Origin of the sequence: Cohnella algarum (assembly GCF_016937515.1) — a bacterium.
GTDB lineage: Bacteria > Bacillota > Bacilli > Paenibacillales > Paenibacillaceae > Cohnella > Cohnella algarum.
Window position 1 is genome coordinate 5721104 of sequence record NZ_JAFHKM010000002.1, and the last position, 23226, is coordinate 5744329.

A 23226-nucleotide genomic window follows, 5' to 3' on the forward strand; every position below is an offset into this window, starting at 1 on the left:
AAGATCCTCGATCGTTCCTTCCCTCGGACCAGGCGGCCTGAAGACCGCCCGAACCGCATCTCGGCCGGAAAAATATGCAAACGCCCGGCGGCGGAACCGGTTTTCGCCGGGAACCCGCAGGCAAAACTAAACGGCCTCCGTCCCTTAAAAATCCGGGACGAAGGCCGCTCGTTGTTTGTATTCGTTTCGCGTCAGCGCTTCGGCTCGACGACCGGGAACCAGCCCGGACTGTTGACGATGGCTTGCCAGAGCGGATCCGGTACGACGAGCTCGGCCTGGTCGTCCTTCGTCAGCGTCGTCCGAATGTCGTCCTCCCGGCCTTCCTCGACTTTCGTCACCCAGTCGGGCTCCACGATCAGCTCCCGGCCGAGGGCGACGAATTCGACGCCCGACCGCAGCGCTTTTGCCGCTTCATCCGGCGTGCGGATCGAACCGACGCCGATGACGGGCACGCGCCCGGCCGCGCGTTCGACGATCCATTCGATGCGCGGCTTGCTTGCGTCCGCTCCGCGGCGCGGCGCGGACCAGAATTCCTGCAGCGAGACGTGGAGGTAATCGAGCGACTGTTCGGCCAGCGCGTCGATGAGCCGGAACGTCTCGGCCATCGTCAGTCCCGGCTCCTCGGGTTCTTCCGGGGAAAACCGGTAGCCGACGGCGAACGGCCGCTTCGCATGCTCCCGCACCGCAGCTTTCACCGCGTCGACGACGGCGAGCGGAAACGCCAGGCGCTTTTCCGCGTCTCCGCCCCACCGGTCGTTGCGGCGGTTCGTATGCGGCGAGTAGAACTGCTGGATCAAGTAGCCGTTCGCGCCGTGAATTTCGACGCCGTCGAAGCCGGCTTCGATCGCCCGTCGCGCGGCGGCGCCGAAATCCCGGACGATCGCTTCGGCTTCGTCTTCCGTCAGCTCGCGCGGCACCGCCCCGTTTTCGGCCGGCACGGTGCCGGCGCTGACGACGTCGCCGTTCGGGACGAGATTCGGCGGGCAAGCGCGGCCGCCGTGGAAAATCTGGAGCACCGCCTTGGCCCCCTGCTCCCGAATGGCGGACGCCAGCCGCCGCAAGCTCGGGATCATGTCGTCTCGGTCGGCCCCGAACTCGCCGGGAAAGCCTTTCCCGTTTGGCGTCACGTACGCGCAGGCGGTAACGACCATGCCGACCCCTTTCGAGCGGCGGGCGTAATAGGCGATTTCCGCATCCGTGACGGTCCCGTCCTCGTTTGAAGAAAAATTCGTCATCGGCGCCATGACGATCCGATTTTGGACGGCGATGCCGCTCCGAAGCGCGATGGGGCTCATCAAAGAACTAAATTTGGCATTCATGGCAGACGGTGTCCTCCCTGTGGTCTTTCTCAAGGTAATGTAAATATAGTTGTTTCAAACCGGCTTACTCATGCGCAAACGTGATGGAGGGAACGAACCTTTAGTTTGTCATGAGAAGGCGAAAACGACTCGGTCATCGCCATCCAATCGAGGGCAACAAACTGTTTCATTCATTCCTACAGTTTCCGTACTGTAATTATATGAGTAACAGATAGAGAATGTCAATCTGCCCGTCAATCGGACGAACCCCTCGCCTCGATCCGATGCCGGCAATCCCGCGCCGCTTACTTCCCTCTCGGCCATCGGAACGAAGGAACCTTGGCGACCATCGTTTGAAACAGTTTTGCCCATTGGGCTTCCCGCAATGCCATCGCCGGATCGCCGCGGTCCGCCGTCGCTTCCTTGTGCGCGATTTTGAGCTGCGGAGCGGTAAAGATGCCCTTCAGCGCCTCCGCCAACGGCAGCCGCGGATCCCGCAGCGCATAGGATGCGAACGCATGAAATGCCCGGTGCTGCCCGGGCCCGAGCAGCGGGCGCTCCTTGCGGACGATACGCAGGATCGCGCCGTCCACCTGCGGAGGCGGCGCGAAATGGGCGCGCGGCACCTCTTTGATCAGCTTCAGCTCGAAGTTCATCCGCCAGGCCAGCACCCGCGGGTCGGCCGTCCGTTCGGCCGTAAAACGCCGGGCGGCGCCGTATTCGATCAGGAGCGCGCCTCCCCGAAACGAAACGCCATCGGATCCCATCAACTTCTCCATTACCGCCGTCGTGATCGAAAACGGAATGTTGGATACGACGCAAAAGGGGCGATTCGGCAGCTTCATCTCCCGGAAGTCCTTTTCCGCCACCGCGATCTTGGCCGATAGCTCCGCCTTTTTCCGCAGCGCTCCGGCGAAAGCCGGATCGTTTTCCACGGCGATCACTCTTCCCGCTTTCCCGGCGAGCGGAAACGTCAAAGCCCCTTGCCGGCGCCAATATCCAGCACCAGGTCCTCCTGGCGGGGCGAAACGATCCCGATCATGTCTCCGATCGTTTTCGGGTTATGCAGCAGATGCTGGCCGGAGAAGTTCGGCCCGGACTTGCATTTTCTCGCCTTCCGGCGGCGTTTGTTTCCATGTTGCATCTCGTTTTCCTCCCGTTTTTCCTTTTTTTTGAAATGAAAAAAAACCGCAGGCTCGGGGCCTGCGGCGGAAAAACGGAAGGGACGCGCCCTTTTTCTAAATGCCCAAGTAAAAACGATTTCGTCATCCTGTAAACAGGGCTTATCGTTTTTGTCGGCAACGATTCGGAGGAGGGTTCCGCATGAAACCGATCCTTTCCGAATCGCAAACAAACCTTGCCCGAACGGCAAGATTCGCCCGGAAGGCGTGACGGGTCCGGGAACGTTCCCGTGCGAACGCCGCATATCCGGCGATTCGAAGGGGATGCCGCTCCTTCCATATACGGATGAATGAAAACGCAAAGAAGAGAGGGACGCACCGCCCCCTCTTGATCGCGCAAAATGGGTATCCTACAATGGGCAGACCGATTCCGTTTGCTCCGCGCGCAGGCAGAGCCTTTGAACGCTATTAAATTAATAGGTCAAAGCGTCGAAACGAAATCTTCCGTAATTAATAACACCCACTGTAGAACAACCCTCCGTTCCTAGAAGTTCTTTTTAGTATAGCATAAACGAGCGCATTGCGAAAGCGGCGTTGCCGCCCTTACCCTTTGACCGCCCCGGCCGCAAGGCCTTCGACGATCCGGTCGCTCAGGAACAGAAACGCGAGCAAAATCGGCAGCATGCTGATCACGAGCGTCGCGCCGATCGCCCCCCAGTCGGTCGTATATTGGCCGATAAAGTTCTGCACTCCGACCGTCAGCGTCTTGAAAGCGTCGGAGCTGATGAACGTATTGACGAAAATAAATTCGTTCCAGTTGTAAATCATGTTGATGATCCCGGTCGTCGCGACGACCGAGCCGGTCATCGGCAGCACGATGCGGAAAAACATCCGGTTCACGGAGCAGCCGTCGATGACCGCCGCTTCCTCCACTTCCTTCGGCAGCGCGTAGTAAAAACCGAGCAGGATCATGATCGTGATCGGCAGGTTGAACGCCACGTAGGCCAGAATAAGCGACAGCGGATGGTCGATCAGATGCGCCCGGTTGAACATGCCGAACAGCGGAATGAGCGTCGAGTGAACGGGAATCATCATCGCCGTCATGAACAGCCCCAGCGCGAACGAGCTGCCCTTCCACCTCATCCTCGCGATCGCATAGGTGACGAAGCTTCCGAGCAGAATCGTCGCCGCCGTCGAAACGAGCGTAATCCAGACGCTGTTGAAAAAATAAACGTCGAGGTTGCCCGCGCTCCATACTTTGGCGTAATTTTCCCATTTCGGATCGGCCGGAAGCGCAAGCGGAGGAAGGCCGAACGCTTCCTGGTTGTTTTTGAGCGAAAACAGCAGCAGCCAGACGAGCGGAAACAGCTGAAAAACGGCGACGGCGGTCAGCGCGGCATACAGGAAGGCATACCCGAGCTTGCCGGCCGTCCCCGCTCCGGCCCTCCGATGCAAGGGCTCCGTTTTCGCCGCGATTTCGGACATCGGAACCACCCTCCTACGAATATTCGATTTTATCTTTCGAGGCCGTCAGCTTGCGGATGCCCCAGGTGACGACAAGGCAGATGACGAGCAGGAAAAAGCCGATCGCGCTGCCGTAGCCGAAGTCGTACGATTTGAACGCCTGGCGGTACATGTAGGACGCCATCACTTCGCTCGCGCCGTTCGGTCCCCCGTCCGTCATCACGTAGATGAGGTCGAAATATTTCAGCGAGCCGACGACCGCGAGGACGACCGTCACTTTAACGACCTCCATGGCGAGCGGAAGCTTGATTTTGCGGGCGATCTGGAAGGCGTTCGCTCCGTCGATTTTCGCCGCTTCGACGAGGGATGACGGAATCTGGACAAGCGCCGCGTAGTAAATGAGAATATAAAAGCCCGCGTACTGCCACAAAATCGGAACGAACAAGGCGTACAGGACGAGCGAGGGCTCGGCCAGCCAGGCGGGAGGATTCGCGACGCCGACGGATTCAAGCAGCCGGTTCAGGATCCCGCTGCTCGGATGAAACACTTTCAGCCACAGCTGCGCGATCGCGACGGAGGACAGCAGCATCGGGATCAAATATATTTTGCGAAACAGGTTGACGCCCCGAAGCTTCGCCGACAGCAGCAGCGCGACGATAAAATAGAGGACGAGGCTCGCGGTCGAAAATACGGCGAGCAGCAGCGAGTGTCCGGCGCTGTCCCAGAACGTGCGGTCCTGAAGCAAAGCCCGGTAATGATCCAGGCCGATAAACGTCATCGCCCCGATCCCGTTCCATTCGTTCAGCCCGTAGTAGCCGGTCAGCGCGATCGGAACGTACACGACGGCGAGAATCAGCAGCAGCGACGGCAGCACATACAGCGCGATGACCCTCTTGTCCGATAAAACTTTGTCCAACGGGGCCGACTCCTTTCTTGACGGCGAGCGCTTGCGCGGCGATACGCCTTCCGCGGCAAGCGCCCGATCCCGCATTCGTCACTTCGCTTCGGATACGGCCGCGTCGTGCTCCTCGGAAAATTGCTCCGGCGTTACCGCTTTGCCGAACAGCGACTGAATCGCGTTCAGATGCGTTTCCGCGGCGGCGGCCGGCATTTGCACGTCGGCGAACAGCGTGATGCTGCTGGCCCGGTTCATCTCGTTGAACAGGTCGACGTAAAGCTGCGGCAGTTGCAGCGCGGACGTATCCACCTTCGTCGCCGGAATGACGCCGGCTCCGGTTACGGACAGCTCGCCCCATTTTTGCACGAAATATTCCACGAACGCTTTCGCTTCGTCCTTCACCTTCGAGTTCTCCGCCACGAACAGTCCGACGCCCGGCCCGCCGACCCAGCTGTCGATATTCCCCTTGCCTCCGTCCGCCGTCGGGAACTTGAAGAAGCCGACGCTGTCGCGGAATTCCTTCGGGATGTCTTCGTTCGTCGTAAAATTCGGAAGCTCCCACGTGCCCATCATGTACATCGCGGCGTTGCCGTTCAAAAACTCGGCTTTGCCTTCCTCGTTCGACAAGCCGTTGAAGCCCTTCACGAACGCCCCGGCGTCGACGAGCGCCTGCACCTCCGCGGCCGCCTTGACCAGGCTTTCGTCGCCGAACGAGCCGGAGCCGCCGATCGCGTTCGACAGCGCCTCTTGCCCCGCGAACCGGTCCGCCAAATACATGTACCAAAGCGAGCCGGTCCACCGGTCCTTGTTCCCGAGCGCGATCGGCGCGACGCCGTTGTCCGCGAGCGCGGCCACGACTTGTTTGAACTGCTCGTACGTTTCCGGTACTGCGAGGCTGTATTTTTCGAAAATCGCCTTGTTGTAGTAAACCGGCGTTATGTTGAATTCAAGCGGCAGGCCGTACGTTTTGCCATCGATGGCATACGCCTCGGTCGTGCCGTTGACGAACTTGCCGCTCAATTCTCCGCCCAGCAAATCGTCCAGCGGCGTAAACAGTCCGCCTTCCACGTAAGGCTGAAGGAAGCCCGCCGCCCAGGTAACGCCGACGTCCGGCAGCTGGTTGGAAGCCGAAAGCACTTTCAATTTGTTTTTGTACTGCTCGTTTTCCAGCACTTCCGGTTTGATCGTCACGTTCGGAAACTCGGTTTCGTATTGTTCGATGATCTGGTTGACGATTTTGTTTTGTCCGGCGGAGATGCCTTCCGGCCACAGGTGCATGAAGCTGATCTCCACTTTGTCGGAACCGCTTTCATTTCCGCCGCTTGCCGTCGCCTCGGCGCTTCCTCCGCTGCCGCTCCCGGAGGCGTTCCCGGCGGCATCGCCGGCCGTGCCGTTGCCGCCGCCGCAGCCGGCCAGGGCAAGGGCCAGGGACAAGGTCAGCAACAGGATGTTCCCGCTTTTTTTGAACACGTTTACAACCCCTTTTCCGCAAACGATAAATTTGGTTTCCACTTCCTCATTCTAGCAACGGCGGGGCTGCGGGATAAGGTCACGGCGGTTAGGAAAAATACTACTTTTATTGGATCGTTTTTTCGGACTCCGCGACGCTCCTCCGGTATTGGCCGGGGCTTGCGCCCTCCAGCGAGCGGAACACCTTGACGAAGTATTTGGCGGTTTGATAGCCCGTCCGCTCCGCGATTTCGTTCACGGAGAGGCGCGTGCCGGCCAGCAGCTCCTTCGCCCTCTGCATTCGCCGCCGCGTCAAATATTCGCTGAACGTAAGTCCCGTCTGCTCCTTGAACAGCACGCTGAAATAGCTCGCGTTTACGTGCAGCAGCTCGGCAAGGTCCCGCAGCGTAATCGGCTCGTGCATATGCTCGCGGATATACCGCACCGCCTCCTGCACTTGCGGCCCGTACGCCCGTTCCTCGCCGGAGACGACGAGCAGCTTCGGATCGACCAGCTTCTCCATCCATTCGATCCGGTGATGGTCTTCCTCCCGCTTCAGTGCCGTCTCGACCGCCTGGACGAGCCTCTTCTTGTCCAGCGGCTTCAGCAAGTAGTCGACGACCCCGTATTGCAGCGCGCGCCGGGCGTAATCGAATTCCGGATGGCCCGAAATGATCAGGACGACGGGCGGATGCGGAAGCCTGGCCACCCGTTCGACCAGCTCGAGGCCGCCGATTTGCGGCATCCGGACGTCGGTAATGAGCAAATTGGCCTCCTGACGTTCCAGCCATTCGAGCGCCTCCGCGCCGCTTGCCGCGGCGGCGACGCGGCAGCGTCCCGCTCCCCACGCCTCCAGCGCCTTGCGCACGCCTTCCCTCGTTCTCGGTTCGTCGTCGACAACCAGTATCGTTTTCATCCCGTTTTTTCCCTCCCGCGGTGGTCCGGTATTTCAAAAGAAACTTTCGTGCCGACGCCTGGCGCGCTTTCGACGATCAGGCCCTCTCCGGCCGACGCGTAATATAGGCGCAGCCTTTTTTCCACGTTGGCAAGACCGACGCCGCTGCCTTTGGACGAGCGGCCGCCCGCGCCTTGCGCAAGCGACTCCCGCAGCTCGCGGATTCGCTCCGCGTCGATGCCCGGACCGTTGTCCGCCACTTCGACGCGGATAAAGCCCGGCCGGTCCGACGGCTCGGCGCGAACGCCGACCTCTCCGCGGCCGAGCCGCTGCTCGACGCCGTGGAGAATCGCGTTCTCCACGAGCGGCTGAACGAGCAGCTTCGGAATCGGCGCGCGCCGGCTTTCCTCGTCCGCCTCGATGCGCCAGGCCAGCCGGTCCACCATCCGCATGTCCATAATTTTCAAATAGCGCTCCGCGTGGTCCAGCTCGTCTCCGACCGTCACCCATTCCTCCTCGTCCGCCCGCGAAATGACGTACCGGAACAACCCGGACATGGCGACGACGATCTCCGCGAGCTCCTCTTCTCCCTTTTCCTCCAGCGCCCAATAGAACGCTTCCAGCGTATTGAAAAGAAAATGCGGATTGATTTGCGCCTGCAGCGCCTTCAGCTCCGTCCGGCTTTGCACGATTTCCTTCTCGTAAACGACCTCGATCAGCTCGTTCAGCGAGCCGACCATCTGGTTGTACGTATTGTTCAGTTCGTTGATTTCCATCGCGGAAAACGTGACGGAAATCGGCCTGAGCGTCCCGAGCTTGGCGTTGCGCATCGCCTTGATCAGGTTCAGGATCGGACGGGTAATCATCGTGGACAAAATGAACGTCAGCACCAGAAACAAAACCCCGCCGATCACGACGGCGACGAGCACGACCGTGCGGAGGACGGAAATGCCCTCGGTCGCGTAATCGACGGGCGTCAAAATGACGATCCGCCAGCCCGCCGCTTCGGACCGCCTCTCAATCGCCATGTAGTCCTCGCCGCCCACCCGGACGCTTTCTTCCTCGCCGGACCGTAAAATCCGCTCCGCGTCGGCGCCTTCCGGAAAATCGGAGGCGACGACCTGCCCCGCCCCGTCGAACAGGCCCATCCGTTCCCGATCGGGGCTGTCAACGCTTTCATTTTCGTCCGTCAGCTCGAAATAGCTTTTCTCGACGCGCACCAGCAAATAGCCCGCATACGCGAACGACCGGTCGACCAGCCGCACGTTGCGGATCGCCACGACGGCGTCCGGGTCGCGGGGGTCGACGCCGAGCCAGGCGAGCCGTCCCTTGCCGGCATCCGCCGCTCGAATCCATGCCTCCGGCACGCGGCCGTTCAGGCTCCCTTCCGTAAGCGGAAAGAGCATCCGGTAATCGGTCGTATACAGCTCGAGCGACCGGATGCCGGTGGCGTACGCCTCGTTTTTCCGGATTTCCTGCTGCATCGACTGCCGCTCCGCAAAGCTCGTTTTGCGGCCGTCGAGCTCCTGCGCCATCCGCTCCTGGATCGTCGCGCTCGTCGCCACCTGCGCCGTGAACGTATCGACCTGCCGCAGCAGCACGTCCAGCTTCCCCGCGGCCTGAACCGCCGTCTGCCGGATGTGCTTTTCCGCGTTATCGCGCAGCAAGGCGGATACCTGTCCGTAGGTGAAAAAACCGACCGCCCCGAGCACGATCAGCATGACCGCCATAAAGCCGAGAAAAATCTGGTTGCGCAGCGTATTCAACCGCCCGAGCCTGTTCATTGAATCAATCTCCCATTTTCCGTCTTTCGAGACTACTATACACAAGAAGGTCAAAAAAATGAAAGACCTTGACGCGCGAACGGGCCGAAAACCGGACGATAAACAATAAAAAAGGAACGAACTCGATTTCTCGGTTCATCCCTTTGCTTGCCATCCGTGACGTCAAGCCGCCGCGACGGCTTTCCGTTTTCCGACTCTCAGCGAAAAGACGAAGCAGAGCAGCAAAACCGCGCAGGCGAGCGCGTACGGGTAGTTGACGTTCAAGTCGAACAAGAATCCCGCCACGATCGGCCCCGCGATATTGCCGAGACTCGTAAAGGCCGAGTTAAGGCCGGCAACGTAGCCCTGCTGATCCTCGGCAAGCCTCGACATCTGGGTCCCGATGGCCGGGCGCAAAATATCGATCGCCAGAAATACGATGAACGTAACGGCAAAAATCAACCAGAATTTGTGAACGAACAGCGTCATCAGAATAAACGCGCCGGCAAAGAAAAGACAAACCGAAATGACGCGCTTTTCGCCGAAACGGTTCAAAATCCAGCTGAACGCCGTCAGCTGGACCACGGCGCCGGCGATCGAGCCGAACGTGATGATGAAGGCGATATCTTTGGGCTCGAACCCGAACTTGTGATCGACAAACAGACCGAAAACCGTTTCGAAATTGGCCAAGCCGAAGGACATGACAAAGACGATGATCAAGCTCAAAAAATAAGGCTCCCGGTAAGAACGCGCAAGCTGGGAAAGGAGGCTTTCCCGCGGTTTCGCCGCAGAAGGAGCATCGAACTTCTCTTCTCTCGAAGGCAGCGATTCCCGGAGAACGACCAGCGTGACGAATGCCGCGATCAACCCCGCGACCGCCGCGGCGTAAAAGGGGGCGCGGATGCCGAATTCCGCGATATAGCCGCCGATGCCGGGCCCGATAATAAAGCCCGTCGTAATCGCTGCGTTAATGTACCCCATCCCTGCCGCGCGCTGTTCGTTCGTCGTGATGTCCGCCGCGTACGCCATGACGGCCGGCATAATCATGGCGGCGCTAATGCCGCCGAGCATTCGGGAGACGAACAACAGAACCGGCGAGCTGGCCATGCCGAAAAGCGCTTCGGAGAAGGCGAACACGAGCATGCCGATCACGATCATCCGTTTTCTTCCGAACGAATCGGCCATTCGGCCCGCCAACGGGGAAAAGAGAAACTGCGTCAACGAAAACGTGGCGACGAGCAGGCCCATGAGGCTGCCGCCGATCCCCAATTCGTTCATGAACTTCGGCATGATCGGAATAATAAGTCCGATTCCGGTAAAAACCAGAAACAGATTCAACATCAGGATCAGCAGGGCTCCGCGATTTTTCAACAATAATGTCATTATTTATTCCTCCATGCTTAAACCAAAATACTGAACGATTATTCTAGATGTTGCGAAAAAAAAAGCTATGCCGACGGTTGGGCAACGCCATGCAAAAACACGTCGATCGCCAACCGGTAAGCCTCCAGCGCCTCTTCCCGCTCCATGCTCCTGGTGTGCTGGCTTAACCCGTACAACAGGCTGTCCAGCATGACGGCCATTCCGGTCACGTTCATCGGTTTGAATTCGCCGTTGTCGATCCCCTGCTGCAGCAACTGTTCATTAAACTCGACATAACCCTTGATCAGTTGCTTGATCCGTTCCTCCACCTCCGGGTCTTTCACCGAGTTGTTGAAAAACTCGTCGACGGCTTTGGTCATCGGATGATTCAGCTGTTCGTGCGCCAGATGCTCAGCCATTCCGTACAGCTTGTCGGTGGCGTTCGAAAAGAGCGGCTCCTTGGTCAGCCATTTCTCCTCCCACTCCCGATCCGACTCCTCGATCAAGTGCAGGAACAGCCCTTCCTTGCTCTTGAAATGGTAATAGATGTTCCCCGCGCTGCAGCCGGTCGCCTTCACGATATCCTCAATGGAAGACGCGTTGTAGCCTTTATGGATAAACAGCGCCCTGGAGGCGTCGGCTATTTTTTTCTTCGTTTGCTCGCTTTGCAATTGCTTCTTGTTCAAGAAGCTTCCCCCTTTCCGCCATATTACTGAACGTTAATTCAGTATTATAGCTAATAAAATCGGCCCTGACAAATGCTTGGGCGCCTTATTACGATTTTTTTCGGAACGCTCTGCCCTCCTTGCTGCGGGTTCCATGGCCTTATCGCAAAAAAAGCTCCCCTCCCGAAGGAGAGGAACTTCAAGTGTAATTGGCGCCGGCGCGAACCGGTCAACGGCCGGCGCTTGTTTCGTACTCGCCGAACAACAGCTCTCCGAAACATTCGCTTCGGTGGAAGTCGGGCCGTTCGGAGTCGACCGGCTGCCAGCTTAAATAATGCGGATTCGGGGTCCGGTCGCCGCATTTGTAGAAATTTCCCCGCATGAGGACGCCCGGAGCGGGCCGGAAATCGGGGAACGATCGGCGCAGGAACGCGAACGGGATCCGGAAGGCAAGCTCCCATCGGACGCGTCCGGCGGCGGAATCGGACAGGCCGACCGCCGAGCGAATGCCGAACACGCTTCGGTCGATTTCGACCGGCCGCCGTTCTTCCCCGTTCGCTCCGAGTTGAAGCAGCAGCGCTCCCGCCGCGTTCAGCTCGAAGTTTAAGTAACGCGGATCTTGCCCGGGCAGCGGCTGCAGGAAAAACTCGACGCAGCTGTCCTCGTAGACGGGGGAGCCGTCCGCCATATGCCGAACGGTGGGAGACGCCTCGAATACGCGGAAGTTCACGTTCAGCGCCTCCTCGTCATAAAAGGCGCGAGCCTGCGTCTCGGGCGGATTCTCCGTGCGCAGCCATAGCCGGCGGCCGACGTCGATCGGCGGCAGCCGCTCCCATTCTTCCCCGCTCAAGGGTGCGGCGCCCGCACGAAAAGGCAGCGTATACCGATTGGTCATGAAAGATCCGTTACGGAACCGGAACCCATTCGCCGCGCCGGTCCGCCGATGCTCTTTCCGCCGTCACGATTTCGATGCTGGCCCTCGTGCTCTCCGGCGTTGCCGTATCGAGCGGCAAATCCCGGGCGATCGCTTCGGCGAACGCCTTCAGCTGGTAATAATAGCCTTGGTCGGCCGGAAGCTCGGCGTAATAGCCTGCCCCGTCGTTCGGGTTCACCTTGACGCGGCTGCCGTCGAACTGCGCGTTCCCGCGCTCGAAGTTGACTTTGTAGCCCATCTCGAAGCCGAAATCCCCATTTAACGTCCAATCGACGTGGGAGGAAACGATTTTGTCGTCGCCATAGCGGTAGTGAGTCGAAACAATGTCGTAGCCGCTGCCCGGAATGACGTTCCGCCCGTAGCAGGAGACCGCCTCCGGCTTGCCGAACAGCCAGTTGACCATGTCGGTATCGTGCACGTGCATATCGAGAAGAGCGCCTCCTCCCTGCTCATTCCTCAGCACCCAGGGCCCCCAGGACGGCGTGCCCCCGCCGCGGTAAAAGTAAGCGCTCGTCACGCGGCCGAACTTTTCGCTCGTGACAAGATCCTGCAGATACACATAAGCCGGCCAGAAGCGCAGGCATTGGCCGATCATAAGCCGCTTGCCGTTTGCTTCCGCCGCCGCGATCATCTCGTCGCATTCGGCGGCGTTCATCGCCATCGGCTTTTCGCACAGCACGTGAACGCCGCCGTTCAGGCATTGAACCGTCACATCGCGGTGGAGGAACGTCGGAAGCGTGATGTCGACGAGCGCCAACTCCTCGCGGTCCAGCATCTCCTGCACCGACGTATACTTGCGGAAACGGCCGTAATCGATTTCGTGCTCCGACGCCGTGTCGATATTTCCGCCGCTGCCTCCGCCGTTTAGCTTGGCCTCGTCGACGTCGCACAGCGCCACGACGCGAATGGGCGCGCCTTCCCGCTCCAGCCGCAAATAGTTCTCCAGGTGCGTCCTCCCCATAAATCCGAGCCCGATCAGTCCGATGTTCAGCATCAGCGTACCGTCCTTCCCAAAATCGCGTCCATCGACGCGGACGTATTGTAAACGATTTGCTGCGTATGGTGCGTATAAGGCGGAATCATTTCGGCGATGACGTAGCCGTCGTACCCGATCGCCTCCAGCGCGCGAACGACCTCCGGATAGTCGACGTCGCCCGCCAGCAGGTCGACGAAGCCGTGAAGGCCGCCCGCTTGCCGGCGATAATCCTTGAAATGAACCTTCTTGATCCGCTTGTTCAAAATCGAGATCCAGTGTTCGGGATAACCGGCGTACACGACGTTGCCGACATCGAAGTAAGACCCGACATAGTCGGAGCCGATCGTATCGATAAATCCGCGCATTTCGAGCGGGGAGAGCAGGAATTTGTTCCACACGTTTTCGATGCCGACCGAAACTTTCACCGCTTCCGCTTCCTTCGCCAGAGCCGAGAAAAAGTTCAGGGCGTTCTCATACGCCCGTTCGTAAGGCACGACGGGCGCATTCGGAAGAAAATCGACGCCCACGGCGCCGGGAACGATCAGAACGGTGTCGACGCCGAGCACGGCGGCAAACTCCAGCTGCTTTTTTGCGATATCAAGCGCTTTCTCGCGCACCTGCTTGCTCTCGCTCGTCGGCGGGTAATCCCAATACAGTCCGCTCGCAAGACTGGACAGCTCGATTCCGGCATTGTCGGCGAAACGGCGCAGGGCGAACACGTCTTTGGCCGAGCTTTCCAGTCCGAGCGGTCCCGTCTCGTTCAACGACAGTTCGATCCCGTCGAAACCGGCTTTATTGGCGAGCGCGATGCACTCCTCGATGCCCATCCCTTCCGGAAAAGACCAAATGTTGATTCCCTTTTTCATCGTGGCGGCAGCCTCCTTTAATCGGTTGTCACCGCTTATTATAGAGCCGCCGCCGCCGCCCGCCTTTAGCAAATCGGCCGGACCTTTTGCACAATCGGAATTGGAAATATGATAGAATGCAAATGGAACGAGGGTGCACGTTAGCGAGGGTTTGCGAGGAAAGGAAGGGACCGGCCGATGGAATTCGTTCGCCATACGCTCAAGGAAATGATCGCGGTGCGGAAGCTGATTTCGTTCCATTACTTCGAATTCGCCAAAGGCTACGTGTTCGAGGGCGAACAGCACGACTTCTGGGAGCTGCTGTACGTGGACAAGGGTTCCGTCGAGGTCCGGGCGGACGACCGCACGCACCAGCTCGAACAGGGAACGATCATTTTCCATAAGCCGGGAGAATTTCATACGGTGCGGGTCGGCCAGCAGCATAAGCCGCCCAATTTGTTCGTGCTTTCCTTCGAATGCTCCTCCCCGCATATGGCCCGATTCGAAAACCGGGTCGTTCGGCTCGGCACCCGGGAACGGAACTTGGTGTCGCTCCTGCTTCAGGAAGGCTTCCACTCCTTCGAGCCGCCGTACGACAATTCGCACGTTCACGAGCTGGTCAGCCGCACGGACGCTCCGTTCGCCAGCGAACAGGCGATGCGCAACAGCCTCGAGACGCTGCTGATCGCGCTGGTCCGGCAGCTGGACGACGCCAAACGGCAGGAGGCCCCGTCCTCGCGCAAGCCCGCCTCCTTCCAGACCGAGAAGGCGGAGCAGCAGACGGCCGAACGGATCGTCTCGTTCATGCGGTCGCGCCTCTCCGAGCCGCTTACGCTCGACCGGCTGTGCAAGGAGCATCATCTCGGCAAGAGCCGGTTGAAGGAGATTTTTCACGCGCAGGTCGGGACCGGTCCGATGGATTATTTCAAGCAGCTGAAAATCGAGGAAGCCAAGACGCTGATCCGCGAGCAGCAGTACAACTTCACGGAAATCGCCGCGATGCTCGGCTACAGCAGCATTCATTATTTCTCGCGGGACTTCAAGAAGGCAACCGGCATGCCGCCTTCCGAGTATGCCCGCTCGGCGAGGGCTCGGGTGAAATTATAGGCTTCGTTCCAACCGGCGCAGCTCCTCGATGCGGGCTTCGATCCGCTGCGGAATCTCCGCTTTCAATTGTTCCCAAGTTGCGAACAGGCCCGGATCCATGCGGTATTCCCGGAACTCCATGGAAGGCGCGAAGGCGCGCCTGGTCAATTCCGCGTTGACCAAACGGTCGATTTCTTCGTTCGATTCGTAAATTCCGTCAAAAGGTCCGGTGACGATGAGCCCTCTTTTGGGAGCTTCCGCTTTCGTGCATTCCAGCAAATCCGGAATCAGATAGACACAAGAAACCGGCTCTCAGATCGTTCTGATGAGCCGGTTTTTTTCTTCTATGCAACCTTGGTTAATTCGTTATATTAGTTAAATACCATGCCGCCATCGGTCAAAATGTTCTGGCCGGTAATGTAATCGGAGTTGGACGACGCCAGGAAGGAGACAAGGTTGGCGACATCCTCCGGAGTTTGCGTGCGGCCGAGAGCGATTCCCTCTGCGTACTTCTGGAAGGCTTCTCCCTTTTTGGTGCCCATAAATTTCGTCATTTCTTCGTCGATACGCTCCCACATGGAGGTTCCGACGATACCGGGGCAGTAAGAGTTTACGTTGATCTTAAATTTAGCCAGTTCTTTGGCGGCGGCTTGCGTCAGGCCTTTGACCGCGAACTTGGTGGCGGAGTACGGGCTCAACATTTCGAAGCCTTCCTGGCCGGCGATACTGCATGCGTTAATGATCTTGCCGCCCGTTCCTTGCTTGATCATTTGATTGGCGGCTGCGCGAATGCCGTAAATAACGCCTTTCACATTGATATCCAAGATGCGGTCGACAAGCTTCGGTTCCACTTGGGTAATCGGACCGAGTTGACCTTCGATCCCGGCATTATTAATAAACACGTCCACGCTGCCGAAAGTATCGACCGCTTTCTGAACCAGTGCCTCTTGATCCTCCAACTTGGCGACGTTTCCGACCATGGACGTCACGTTTATGCCTTTGTCCTGGAACTCTTTGACCGCTGCGTTCAGTGTCGCTTCGTTAATGTCGCTAAGTACGATCGCGAAACCGTCTTTGGCCAGACGCTCTGCCAAGCCTTTGCCTATTCCTTGAGCCGATCCCGTAATGACTGCGACTTTTTGTTTGCTCACGATGTAACCTCCGAAATGTATATTTCTTTCTGATAATATAGGAAACGTTTCCGGAAATAATTATTCCACAGCTCAGACACACTGTCAAGGTCGCATGCGAACAGGCCTGGCCATTCTGATCGATTCTGACGATTTGGCGATAATTATGTCCAAAATGGGCGTTAATCCATAGGGATTGGTGACGGAATCGTCTTCCTCTCCCGCTCGATGGTATAATAAATGAAAAATCAATCGAAAATGTGTGAAGGAAACGATTCCGAAAAGAGGGAAACGTACATGTCGAATAAGAAAAAAGTAACCATCGAGGACGTTGCCAAGCAGGCGGGAGTCGGAATTGCAACCGTCTCGCGCGCGCTTAATAATAGCGAAGGAATCAGCGAAAGCACCAAAGCCAAAATCATGCAAATCATCAAAGAGATGGGCTTTATTCCGAACACCTCTGCCCAGAGTTTAAAAGTCCGTCAGACCCATCAGATTGCCCTGGCGGTGCCGGACATTCGCAATGCCATTATCCCGGATATTGCCTGGGCCGTCGAACAAGCGGTAAAGCAGCACGGCTATAGGGTCGTCCAGATCAATACGCTAGGCAACGCTCAAACCGAAATCGAAATACTTCGAGAAATCAAGAAACTGCATGTCGACGGGCTCATTATTCTTCCTCTCGCCTACCCCAAGCAGCTCGAGGACCTCATCAACCATACTGGCGTGCCCGTTTCCGTGATCAACTACGGCAAGAAGATGAGCCCGGACCTCAAGGCGGATATCGTCGGCCTCGCTTATTCTGAAGGCAAGCTCGTCATGGAGCATCTGCAGCAGATCGGCCGGACTCGAATCGCTTATGCCGGCGCGCCGAAGAACAAGCTTGAAGAACGTTATTTGGCCTATGAGCAGTCGCTTCAAAGCGTCGATACTTCGCTTGTCTACTTCGGCGAAGATTTCAACTTCGAGACCGGACGGCAAGCTGCGAATTACTTCTATAGCCTGAAGCGAATGCCGGACGCGATTTATGCGGTGAACGACATGGTTGCGATCGGCATCGTCAACCGATTTAAGGAGCTGGGCGTGCGCGTGCCCGAAGACGTGGCCATCGTCGGCATCGACAACAATCTTTGGACGACGGTTACGTCGCCCCAGATCAGCTCCGTGTCCATTATGGGGACCGAAGTCGGGCGTCTTGCCGCCGAGCTTTTGCTGAAGCGCATAGAGGCGCAAGACGCTTCCGAATACGAACGCATCGAATTTGAACCCCGGCTCATCGTTCGCGAGTCCAGCGTCGTCATGAAGAAGTCCACCTGAATCTTTTTTCAATCAACGAAAAAACCGGCCCCAGATCTTCTGGGTATCCGGTTTTTGATTCGGGGGTTGTTTCTTGCGGTCAGATCGGAAATGCCTCTTCTTTCGAAACGCGAATCCTTTCACTGGGGAAAAATTTTTTGAAATAGTTCTCCACCTTGATATGCAAATCTTCGCTGTACCACTTCGATACATCATGCTCTTCGAACAGCCGGGGCATTCCTAGCCGCGCGGAACGCTTTCCCCTCGAGCCGTCTCCGATCTGAAGCGTATCGATCCAAATCCGATCGGCGATTCCATCCAACAGCTTCGGGAATTCGGGGGTGAACGGCAAAACGGGAGAAATCGCAGCCTGAGTGAAAATTCCCGCATCGTGCACTTCTTTCAACGCTTGGATCCGCAATCCGATGCCGGGGGCAACGGGAGCAAAAATTCGCTTCATATCTTCCCGGTCGGTTTCGACCGTCATCGAGACGAGCAATTCGCATCTTTCCTTCAACTTCGCGAGCAGATCGATATCCCTTGCGACGAGCGGACCCCGAGTCTGGATTTGCAGCAAATCCGGCGGGCGTTCGATCATCTCCTCCAAAATCCCGCGGGTAAGCTTGACATCCCGTTCAACCGGTTGATAAGGGTCTGTCGCAGAGGACATAAAGATACGAACGGGTTTGTTGTTCCGTCTAAGCTTCATGATTTCTTTACGGTAATTTTCAACCGCGTTTGTTTTTACGTCCAACCATTCTCCCCACGAAGTTTCCTTGAACCTCTGAATCGGCATTTCCCTAACGTAACAATACTTGCAGGCAAACGCGCAGCCGCCGAACGGGTTCAAGGAATGCGTGAAGCCGATATCCAGGTAACCCTTCGCTTCGGTAAGAATGTTCCTGGAAAGGATTTCGTTCCTTACAGGGGGCTTGCTCATCGGTCTTCCCTTCTTTGCACGGGACTAAAAACCTGTCGATCCTTATTGTAATCTATTTTCGTCGAAAACATTAAAGACGATTCCGGGCTCGACTCACTCCTCCAACGAACGGACTGTTTTTCTTAGGAAGGTCGCAAGCGCCCCAATCAAAATGAAGCAACCGGACGCTGCAAGAACAAGAACCATCCCCGCTCCCGAACCGTACCTGTCTTGTAAACCGGGCTCCAGCCAACGATCCACCAATGGTCCCGTAACGATAAAAGAAAGCGGCGCTGTCAAAGCGTATAGTTGCCCGACAGCGGCAAAGACCCTCCCGTGCAAATGGCCGGGAACGTTGACTTGAATGAAGGAACTGAACAGTGCCCCCGTCATCGGCAGCGGCACCATAAGCAACAAAATGGAGACTCCCAGCAGCCAGTCATTCGCCGCGAAACCGAATATAACGAACATGACGGCGGTCAGAAGCGAACCGACGAACATCGGGATCAGGCGCTTGCGGAACGTAAGCCCGCTGATGACGAGCAGCGCGCCGCAAAGCGCCCCCGCATTCATGGCGCCAAGGAGCAAGGAAGTCAACCGGTCGCTGCCGGTTCGGGCGAGCAAATGAGGGATCGCCAGTTCCAGCGGACCGTTAAGCTGCAAATTCCACCATGCCATATATATAACGAGCGCGAGAAGCCCTTTTTGCCGGAAGATGTATGCAAACCCTTGAAACGCTTGCGCCCACAGCCCTTTCGCGTCCGAAGCCCCATCCGCCTCCCGCCTGCGCGTCTCTACGGAAATCGGCAGCAAAAGCGTCCCCGCAACAGCGGCCGCGAACGTCAAAAGATCAATCAGAATGATACCGGGAAGACCAACTGGCGCATAAAGCATGCCCGCCAAAAATGGGGCAAGGACGCTGGCGATCGGAAACATAAGCTCCTTCAGCCCATTGGCCTTATCCAACTCGCCCTCGGCTGCCTGCTCATACGTGACGGCAGCGATCGCCGGGACTTGCACGGCCGCAAACATCCCTTGAAGCGTAACGATCGTGTACAATTGCGAAAGCGGCAAATCCCCATCCGCAATGGCAAACAGCAACCAAAGCGTCCCCGCAGCCTGCCCGCAATCCGCGAAAATAATGAGCTTTTTCCGGTTGAACCGGTCAACCGCGAGCCCCAGCCATACACCTAACAATAACGCCGGCAATTCTTGAAACAGCGGGATGAGCAGCAGCGTCGTAACCGTGTCATATTCCTTTGCGAGCCAAATTCCAACCGCAATGCCGGACAGTCTGCTGCCTAACAAGGAACCGCCCTGCAATAAAAATAACGCGTATAGCGGCCTTTTTCGCCCAAGCACCGTTCAGCTTCTCCCCTTTAGCGCAAACAAAAAAAGCCTTCATAACGACATGAAAGCTTCCGACGGGATCCTCAGGATGCGCGCCTGTTTGCGTTACGTTAGCTTCGTTATGACGAATGTCGAACGACCGCGCAACCAAATAAGCCTCTGCCTTGGCTTACGATTCGACGCGTCGTTCTTATATTAGATTTGTTCAAATCCCGTCATAACGAAAGGTGAGGAGCATTTCGTATCGATTCCCCTTTGCAGTGCAGAACTTATTTACAATTAAATATACTACTCGTTTTGCCAACAGGCAATGCTTTCGGCCGCCGATCCTGGACTGTATTTGACGCAAGAACTTCCTTTGTGTTACATTGTGCATACACAAGATACACAATTTTAAAAACGGAGGGAACGAAATGCTGGCTTTGGATATCCGAAATTTGAATAAAAAATACGTGCATTTTCAGCTAAAAGACGTCTCTTTCCAACTGGAAAAGGGATATATCATGGGATTTATCGGAGCCAACGGAGCCGGAAAAACCACCACCATCAAATCCATATTGAATTTGATTCAAGCGGATAGCGGCGAGATCCGCATTCTGGGCAAAAGCATGGCCGAGCACGAACTCGAGTTGAAACAGGAAATCGGCTCCGCTTTCGGAAACATCGATTTTTACACCCGCAGCAAAATCAAAACGTTAACGAATGTGGTCAAAACGTTCTATCGCAATTGGGATGATGAAACCTACTACAAGTATCTGAAAAAATTCAACCTGATCGAAGACAAAAAAATAGCCGAATTATCGACCGGAATGAAAGTCAAGTACAGTCTGGCGCTTGCTTTGTCCCACGGCGCAAAACTGCTTGTTCTGGATGAACCGACCAGCGGACTCGATCCGGTTGCCCGAGACGACCTGCTGGACACTTTCCAGGAGCTGGTGCAGGACGGTGAAATCAGCATCCTTTTTTCAACTCATATCACCTCCGACTTGGAAAAGTGCGCCGATTATATTACCTATATCCATAACGGACGAATTATCAACAGTTCCGAAAAAGAAGCATTCAGCGAAGCGTACCGTTTGTTGAATGGCAGCATGGAACAACTGGACTTGGTTAAAAGCCGACTCATTGCCTACAAAACCAATTCTTTCGGCTTTACCGGCTTGATTCATGCGAAAGACTTCGACCCGTCTTCAGGCATAAAATCGACCCTCCCGAATCTGGAAGAAATCATGATCTACTATTCGAAAATGGAGGGTACCTATGTATAACTTATTGATGAAGGAACTGAAACTCGGCGTCAATCCTTTCTTTTATGTACTGCCCCTTTTGACAGGCGCCTTGATGTTAATCCCGGGATGGCTTTACTTCCTGGTCATCCTGTACTTTTGTTTTATCACCGTGCCGAATATGCTGGGAGGCTATAAAAGCCAGAACGATCTCATGTTCACCAGCATGCTGCCCGTATCGAAAAAAGACATCGTCAAGGCAAGGGTATCCTTTATTGTGATCTTGGAATTGCTGCACTTGGTAATCGCCGCCATCTATGGCATGATCAGCGTTCGTTTATATCCGAATCTGACCTACCTTTTCTTTTCGCCGTCGTTCGGCTTTTGGGGATTATGTTTCGTCATGCTAGCTATATTCAATATCATCTTGATCCCCATGTATTTCAAGACGGCGTATAAATACGGGGCGCCAACGATTGCCTCCACCCTGGCTGCCCTCCTGTTTGCCGGGAGCGCGGAATGGATCGGCATTCAAAACTCGTACGTGTTTGAACTTTTCAAGGGGACGGGCGCCGATCGCATCGCAATACATGCACTGATCCTGGCTGCGGGTATCGCGATATTTGCAATCGCTACGATAATTGCTTATCATATTGCCTACAAACGGTTCTTGAAAGTGGAATTGTAATGAACGTTGCCATTTCGAACACGTCCGAGAAACCTATCTACCAACAGCTCTACGAACAAATCGGCGCGCAAATTCTTAAGGGCGAGTTGGAAAGCGGGTATCCTCTCCCCCCTATCCGACAAGCGGCCACCGAGCTTCGAGTCAGTATTATTACCGTCAAAAAAGCCTGGGAAGAGCTCGAGCGGCTTGGTTTGATCTACACCGTGACCGGCAAAGGATGCTTTGTCAACGATCTCTCGCCCGGCGACAAGCTCCAAAAGCGCAATGAAATCATCTTGCAGCAGATGCTTATCGACGCTTCGTATTACAAATCCTTTGGTCTTACTTTAGAGGAGGTTGTCGAGCTGCTGAAGGAAATTTATTGATGCGATGAATCGCTGGCCAACGGTTGGTGCAGCCGAATAGCCTCTTTCCTGGCGATCCGGATTAATTGCGGCACGAAGCAGCAGAGCCCATAACCCGGCGGCTCCGCTTTTTCTGCTTCATATATTACTTACCCGCGCTCACCCGTTCTGCTTCCAAAACGTACACGATACACGATCCATATTCCCAAAACGGCTAACGTTAAAACGAAGTAAATGTTGCCGTACACATAGGAGTTCTTTTCTTCTACGAATGGATTCAAACTGAACGAAGCACCGTGGTCGACGATTTTGCTGTAAATGCCGGTGGCAATTGCCCCGGACAGAAAATTCAACATCGATAGCAGCCCCATACCGATACCGGTCTGTTCGTTCGGCAGCGTTCTGGAGATCGTATTGGACAATGCGATTTGGAAAAACATCAGCCCGACATTCCCGAATATAAGGAAAACGGCTACTAAGACGGGGGAACCTCCCAACGAAAAAAGATACATCAACGAGAAGCAAACAAAAAGCAGCACGCTCGCAATCGCGAGCAGTGTCGAATTTCCTTTGGCATCAGCAAGTTTCCCTGCTTTACGCCCCAATAACGCCGAGACGGCGGCTCCAGGCACCATGATGAAACCGATCAGCCCGGGGGATAGGTCATGGACGTCTGCCAACAGCTGCGGGGTAAGAAGCAGCAGACAATATCCGACAGAAACGCCCATTACTGCGATCGCGAGTCCTAGGGAATAATCGACGTTCCGAAACAGGGAAGGATTGACGAATGGCGACGTCGCTTTATGAATACGGACAACGAACAGAAGCAACGCTGCCGCGCTCATTGCAGCCGACAGCCCGTTCTCGAACGTAAGGGTTAGCAGTAAACCGGCCACCGTGCACGCAAGAAGTCCTCCGCCGATCCAATCGAGTTTTCCTCCTTTTCCCTGCTCGTCGTTGAGATATTTACGGTAGAAAGGCAGAGTGACGACAAGCAGCAGCGGCAGACAAAACAACCATCGCCAATGAGCGAAGCTGACAAGCGTTGCGGATACGACAGGCCCGATCGTCCCCCCGATCGCAAGCCCGGTTGCCGTAATGCCGAGCGCCCATCCCCGCCTCTCGGCAAAAAAACGTATCGGCACGATCATCGCCATCGCAGGAATGACTGCCGCACCGCATGCCTGCAATATTCTGCCCAGAAGAACCATCCAAAAAGCTCCGGAAACCAGTCCAATTAACGATCCGATACAGAAGAAGAGGATTCCGAACGTGACCAGGCTTTTTAATTTGATTAGATCGGCTAATTTGCTATAAATAGCCGAACCGATCGCATAGATAAGAGAATAGATGGCGGATACCCAGCTTACCTGCGCGTAGGTGAGCTGAAACTCCGCGGCCATCTTCGGCAACACGATATTAAACATGGTCGCACTCATGGAAGACAGAATCATGGTGAATGCGAGGGTATAGATCAACTGTTACTGCCAACGCATAATGCCCGCCAGTTGACGGTG

At 56.1% G+C, this 23226-nt stretch carries 23 protein-coding genes; 5 read left to right on the top strand and 18 right to left on the bottom strand.

What is annotated here, in order from left to right; all coding sequences use genetic code 11:
- Positions 1-191: 191 nt before the first annotated feature.
- The 13 genes from JW799_RS26005 to JW799_RS26065 form a co-directional block, all read right to left on the bottom strand.
- Positions 192-1319, bottom strand: coding sequence for an NADH-dependent flavin oxidoreductase (locus JW799_RS26005; protein WP_205432403.1), 1128 nt, complete (start codon positions 1317-1319; stop codon positions 192-194).
- Between the two features lie 284 nt (positions 1320-1603).
- Positions 1604-2242 (bottom strand): rRNA adenine N-6-methyltransferase family protein, encoded by a 639-nt coding sequence (locus JW799_RS26010; protein ID WP_205432404.1) that lies wholly within the window; start codon positions 2240-2242, stop codon positions 1604-1606.
- Between the two features lie 29 nt (positions 2243-2271).
- The gene (locus JW799_RS26015) at positions 2272-2442 is read right to left on the bottom strand and encodes a hypothetical protein (RefSeq protein ID WP_205432410.1); all 171 of its coding nucleotides are present in this window, start codon (positions 2440-2442) and stop codon (positions 2272-2274) included.
- A gap of 580 nt (positions 2443-3022) precedes the next feature.
- A complete protein-coding gene (locus tag JW799_RS26020) occupies positions 3023-3904 on the bottom strand; it encodes a carbohydrate ABC transporter permease (RefSeq protein WP_080837974.1) in 882 nt (293 codons plus the stop codon).
- Between the two features lie 13 nt (positions 3905-3917).
- Complete coding sequence (locus JW799_RS26025) at positions 3918-4799, bottom strand: carbohydrate ABC transporter permease (protein WP_205432412.1); 882 nt, start codon at positions 4797-4799, stop codon at positions 3918-3920.
- A 78-nt stretch (positions 4800-4877) separates the two neighbouring features.
- On the bottom strand, positions 4878-6251 hold the full coding sequence (locus tag JW799_RS26030; protein WP_080840906.1) for an extracellular solute-binding protein: 1374 nt from the start codon (positions 6249-6251) through the stop codon (positions 4878-4880).
- A 106-nt stretch (positions 6252-6357) separates the two neighbouring features.
- Entirely contained in the window at positions 6358-7146 is a 789-nt protein-coding gene (locus JW799_RS26035; RefSeq protein ID WP_205432414.1) for a response regulator transcription factor, read from the bottom strand.
- The gene (locus JW799_RS26040) at positions 7143-8909 is read right to left on the bottom strand and encodes a cache domain-containing sensor histidine kinase (protein WP_205432416.1); all 1767 of its coding nucleotides are present in this window, start codon (positions 8907-8909) and stop codon (positions 7143-7145) included. Before JW799_RS26040 ends, JW799_RS26035 begins: the two co-directional genes overlap by 4 nt.
- Positions 8910-9071: 162 nt before the next feature.
- A complete protein-coding gene (locus JW799_RS26045) occupies positions 9072-10271 on the bottom strand; it encodes an MFS transporter (RefSeq protein ID WP_205432418.1) in 1200 nt (399 codons plus the stop codon).
- A gap of 65 nt (positions 10272-10336) precedes the next feature.
- Complete coding sequence (locus JW799_RS26050) at positions 10337-10936, bottom strand: TetR/AcrR family transcriptional regulator (protein WP_205432421.1); 600 nt, start codon at positions 10934-10936, stop codon at positions 10337-10339.
- 208 nt (positions 10937-11144) lie between these two features.
- Entirely contained in the window at positions 11145-11765 is a 621-nt protein-coding gene (locus JW799_RS26055; protein WP_176220831.1) for a carbohydrate-binding family 9-like protein, read from the bottom strand.
- Between the two features lie 55 nt (positions 11766-11820).
- A complete protein-coding gene (locus JW799_RS26060; protein WP_080837959.1) occupies positions 11821-12843 on the bottom strand; it encodes a Gfo/Idh/MocA family protein in 1023 nt (340 codons plus the stop codon).
- The gene (locus tag JW799_RS26065) at positions 12843-13691 is read right to left on the bottom strand and encodes a sugar phosphate isomerase/epimerase family protein (RefSeq protein WP_080837958.1); all 849 of its coding nucleotides are present in this window, start codon (positions 13689-13691) and stop codon (positions 12843-12845) included. The genes JW799_RS26060 and JW799_RS26065 overlap by 1 nt, the downstream gene beginning before the upstream one ends.
- A gap of 177 nt (positions 13692-13868) precedes the next feature.
- On the opposite strand from JW799_RS26065, the gene JW799_RS26070 reads away from it, so the two are divergent.
- On the top strand, positions 13869-14777 hold the full coding sequence (locus JW799_RS26070; protein ID WP_080837955.1) for an AraC family transcriptional regulator: 909 nt from the start codon (positions 13869-13871) through the stop codon (positions 14775-14777).
- Here JW799_RS26070 and JW799_RS26075 read toward each other — a convergent pair.
- Positions 14772-15035, bottom strand: a complete 264-nt coding sequence (locus JW799_RS26075) for a hypothetical protein (RefSeq protein WP_080837951.1) — start codon at positions 15033-15035, stop codon at positions 14772-14774. The genes JW799_RS26070 and JW799_RS26075 overlap by 6 nt on opposite strands.
- A 92-nt stretch (positions 15036-15127) precedes the next feature.
- Positions 15128-15907, bottom strand: a complete 780-nt coding sequence (locus JW799_RS26080; RefSeq protein WP_205432430.1) for an acetoin reductase — start codon at positions 15905-15907, stop codon at positions 15128-15130.
- Between the two features lie 276 nt (positions 15908-16183).
- Here JW799_RS26080 and JW799_RS26085 point away from each other — a divergent pair, with 276 nt between their 5' ends.
- Positions 16184-17203, top strand: coding sequence for a LacI family DNA-binding transcriptional regulator (locus tag JW799_RS26085; RefSeq protein WP_080840905.1), 1020 nt, complete (start codon positions 16184-16186; stop codon positions 17201-17203).
- 79 nt (positions 17204-17282) lie between these two features.
- Here JW799_RS26085 and JW799_RS26090 read toward each other — a convergent pair whose 3' ends face one another.
- Positions 17283-18122 (bottom strand): SPL family radical SAM protein, encoded by an 840-nt coding sequence (locus tag JW799_RS26090; RefSeq protein ID WP_080837944.1) that lies wholly within the window; start codon positions 18120-18122, stop codon positions 17283-17285.
- A 93-nt stretch (positions 18123-18215) separates the two neighbouring features.
- Positions 18216-19463, bottom strand: coding sequence for an MFS transporter (locus tag JW799_RS26095; RefSeq protein ID WP_338026330.1), 1248 nt, complete (start codon positions 19461-19463; stop codon positions 18216-18218).
- Between the two features lie 401 nt (positions 19464-19864).
- Between JW799_RS26095 and JW799_RS26100 the strand changes: the two genes are divergently transcribed.
- The 3 genes from JW799_RS26100 to JW799_RS26110 are packed head-to-tail and all read left to right on the top strand — an operon-like array spanning position 19865 to position 21730.
- Positions 19865-20719 carry an ABC transporter ATP-binding protein gene (locus JW799_RS26100; protein WP_205432432.1) on the top strand — a complete coding sequence of 285 codons (855 nt, stop codon included), beginning with the start codon at positions 19865-19867 and terminating at the stop codon, positions 20717-20719.
- Positions 20712-21365: an ABC-2 transporter permease gene (locus JW799_RS26105; protein WP_205432433.1), complete on the top strand. Its 654-nt coding sequence runs from the start codon at positions 20712-20714 to the stop codon at positions 21363-21365. Before JW799_RS26100 ends, JW799_RS26105 begins: the two co-directional genes overlap by 8 nt.
- The gene (locus JW799_RS26110) at positions 21365-21730 is read left to right on the top strand and encodes a GntR family transcriptional regulator (RefSeq protein ID WP_080837933.1); all 366 of its coding nucleotides are present in this window, start codon (positions 21365-21367) and stop codon (positions 21728-21730) included. The genes JW799_RS26105 and JW799_RS26110 overlap by 1 nt, the downstream gene beginning before the upstream one ends.
- A 128-nt stretch (positions 21731-21858) precedes the next feature.
- Here JW799_RS26110 and JW799_RS26115 read toward each other — a convergent pair whose 3' ends face one another.
- Positions 21859-23187, bottom strand: a complete 1329-nt coding sequence (locus JW799_RS26115) for an MFS transporter (protein ID WP_275901489.1) — start codon at positions 23185-23187, stop codon at positions 21859-21861.
- Positions 23188-23226: the final 39 nt, after the last annotated feature.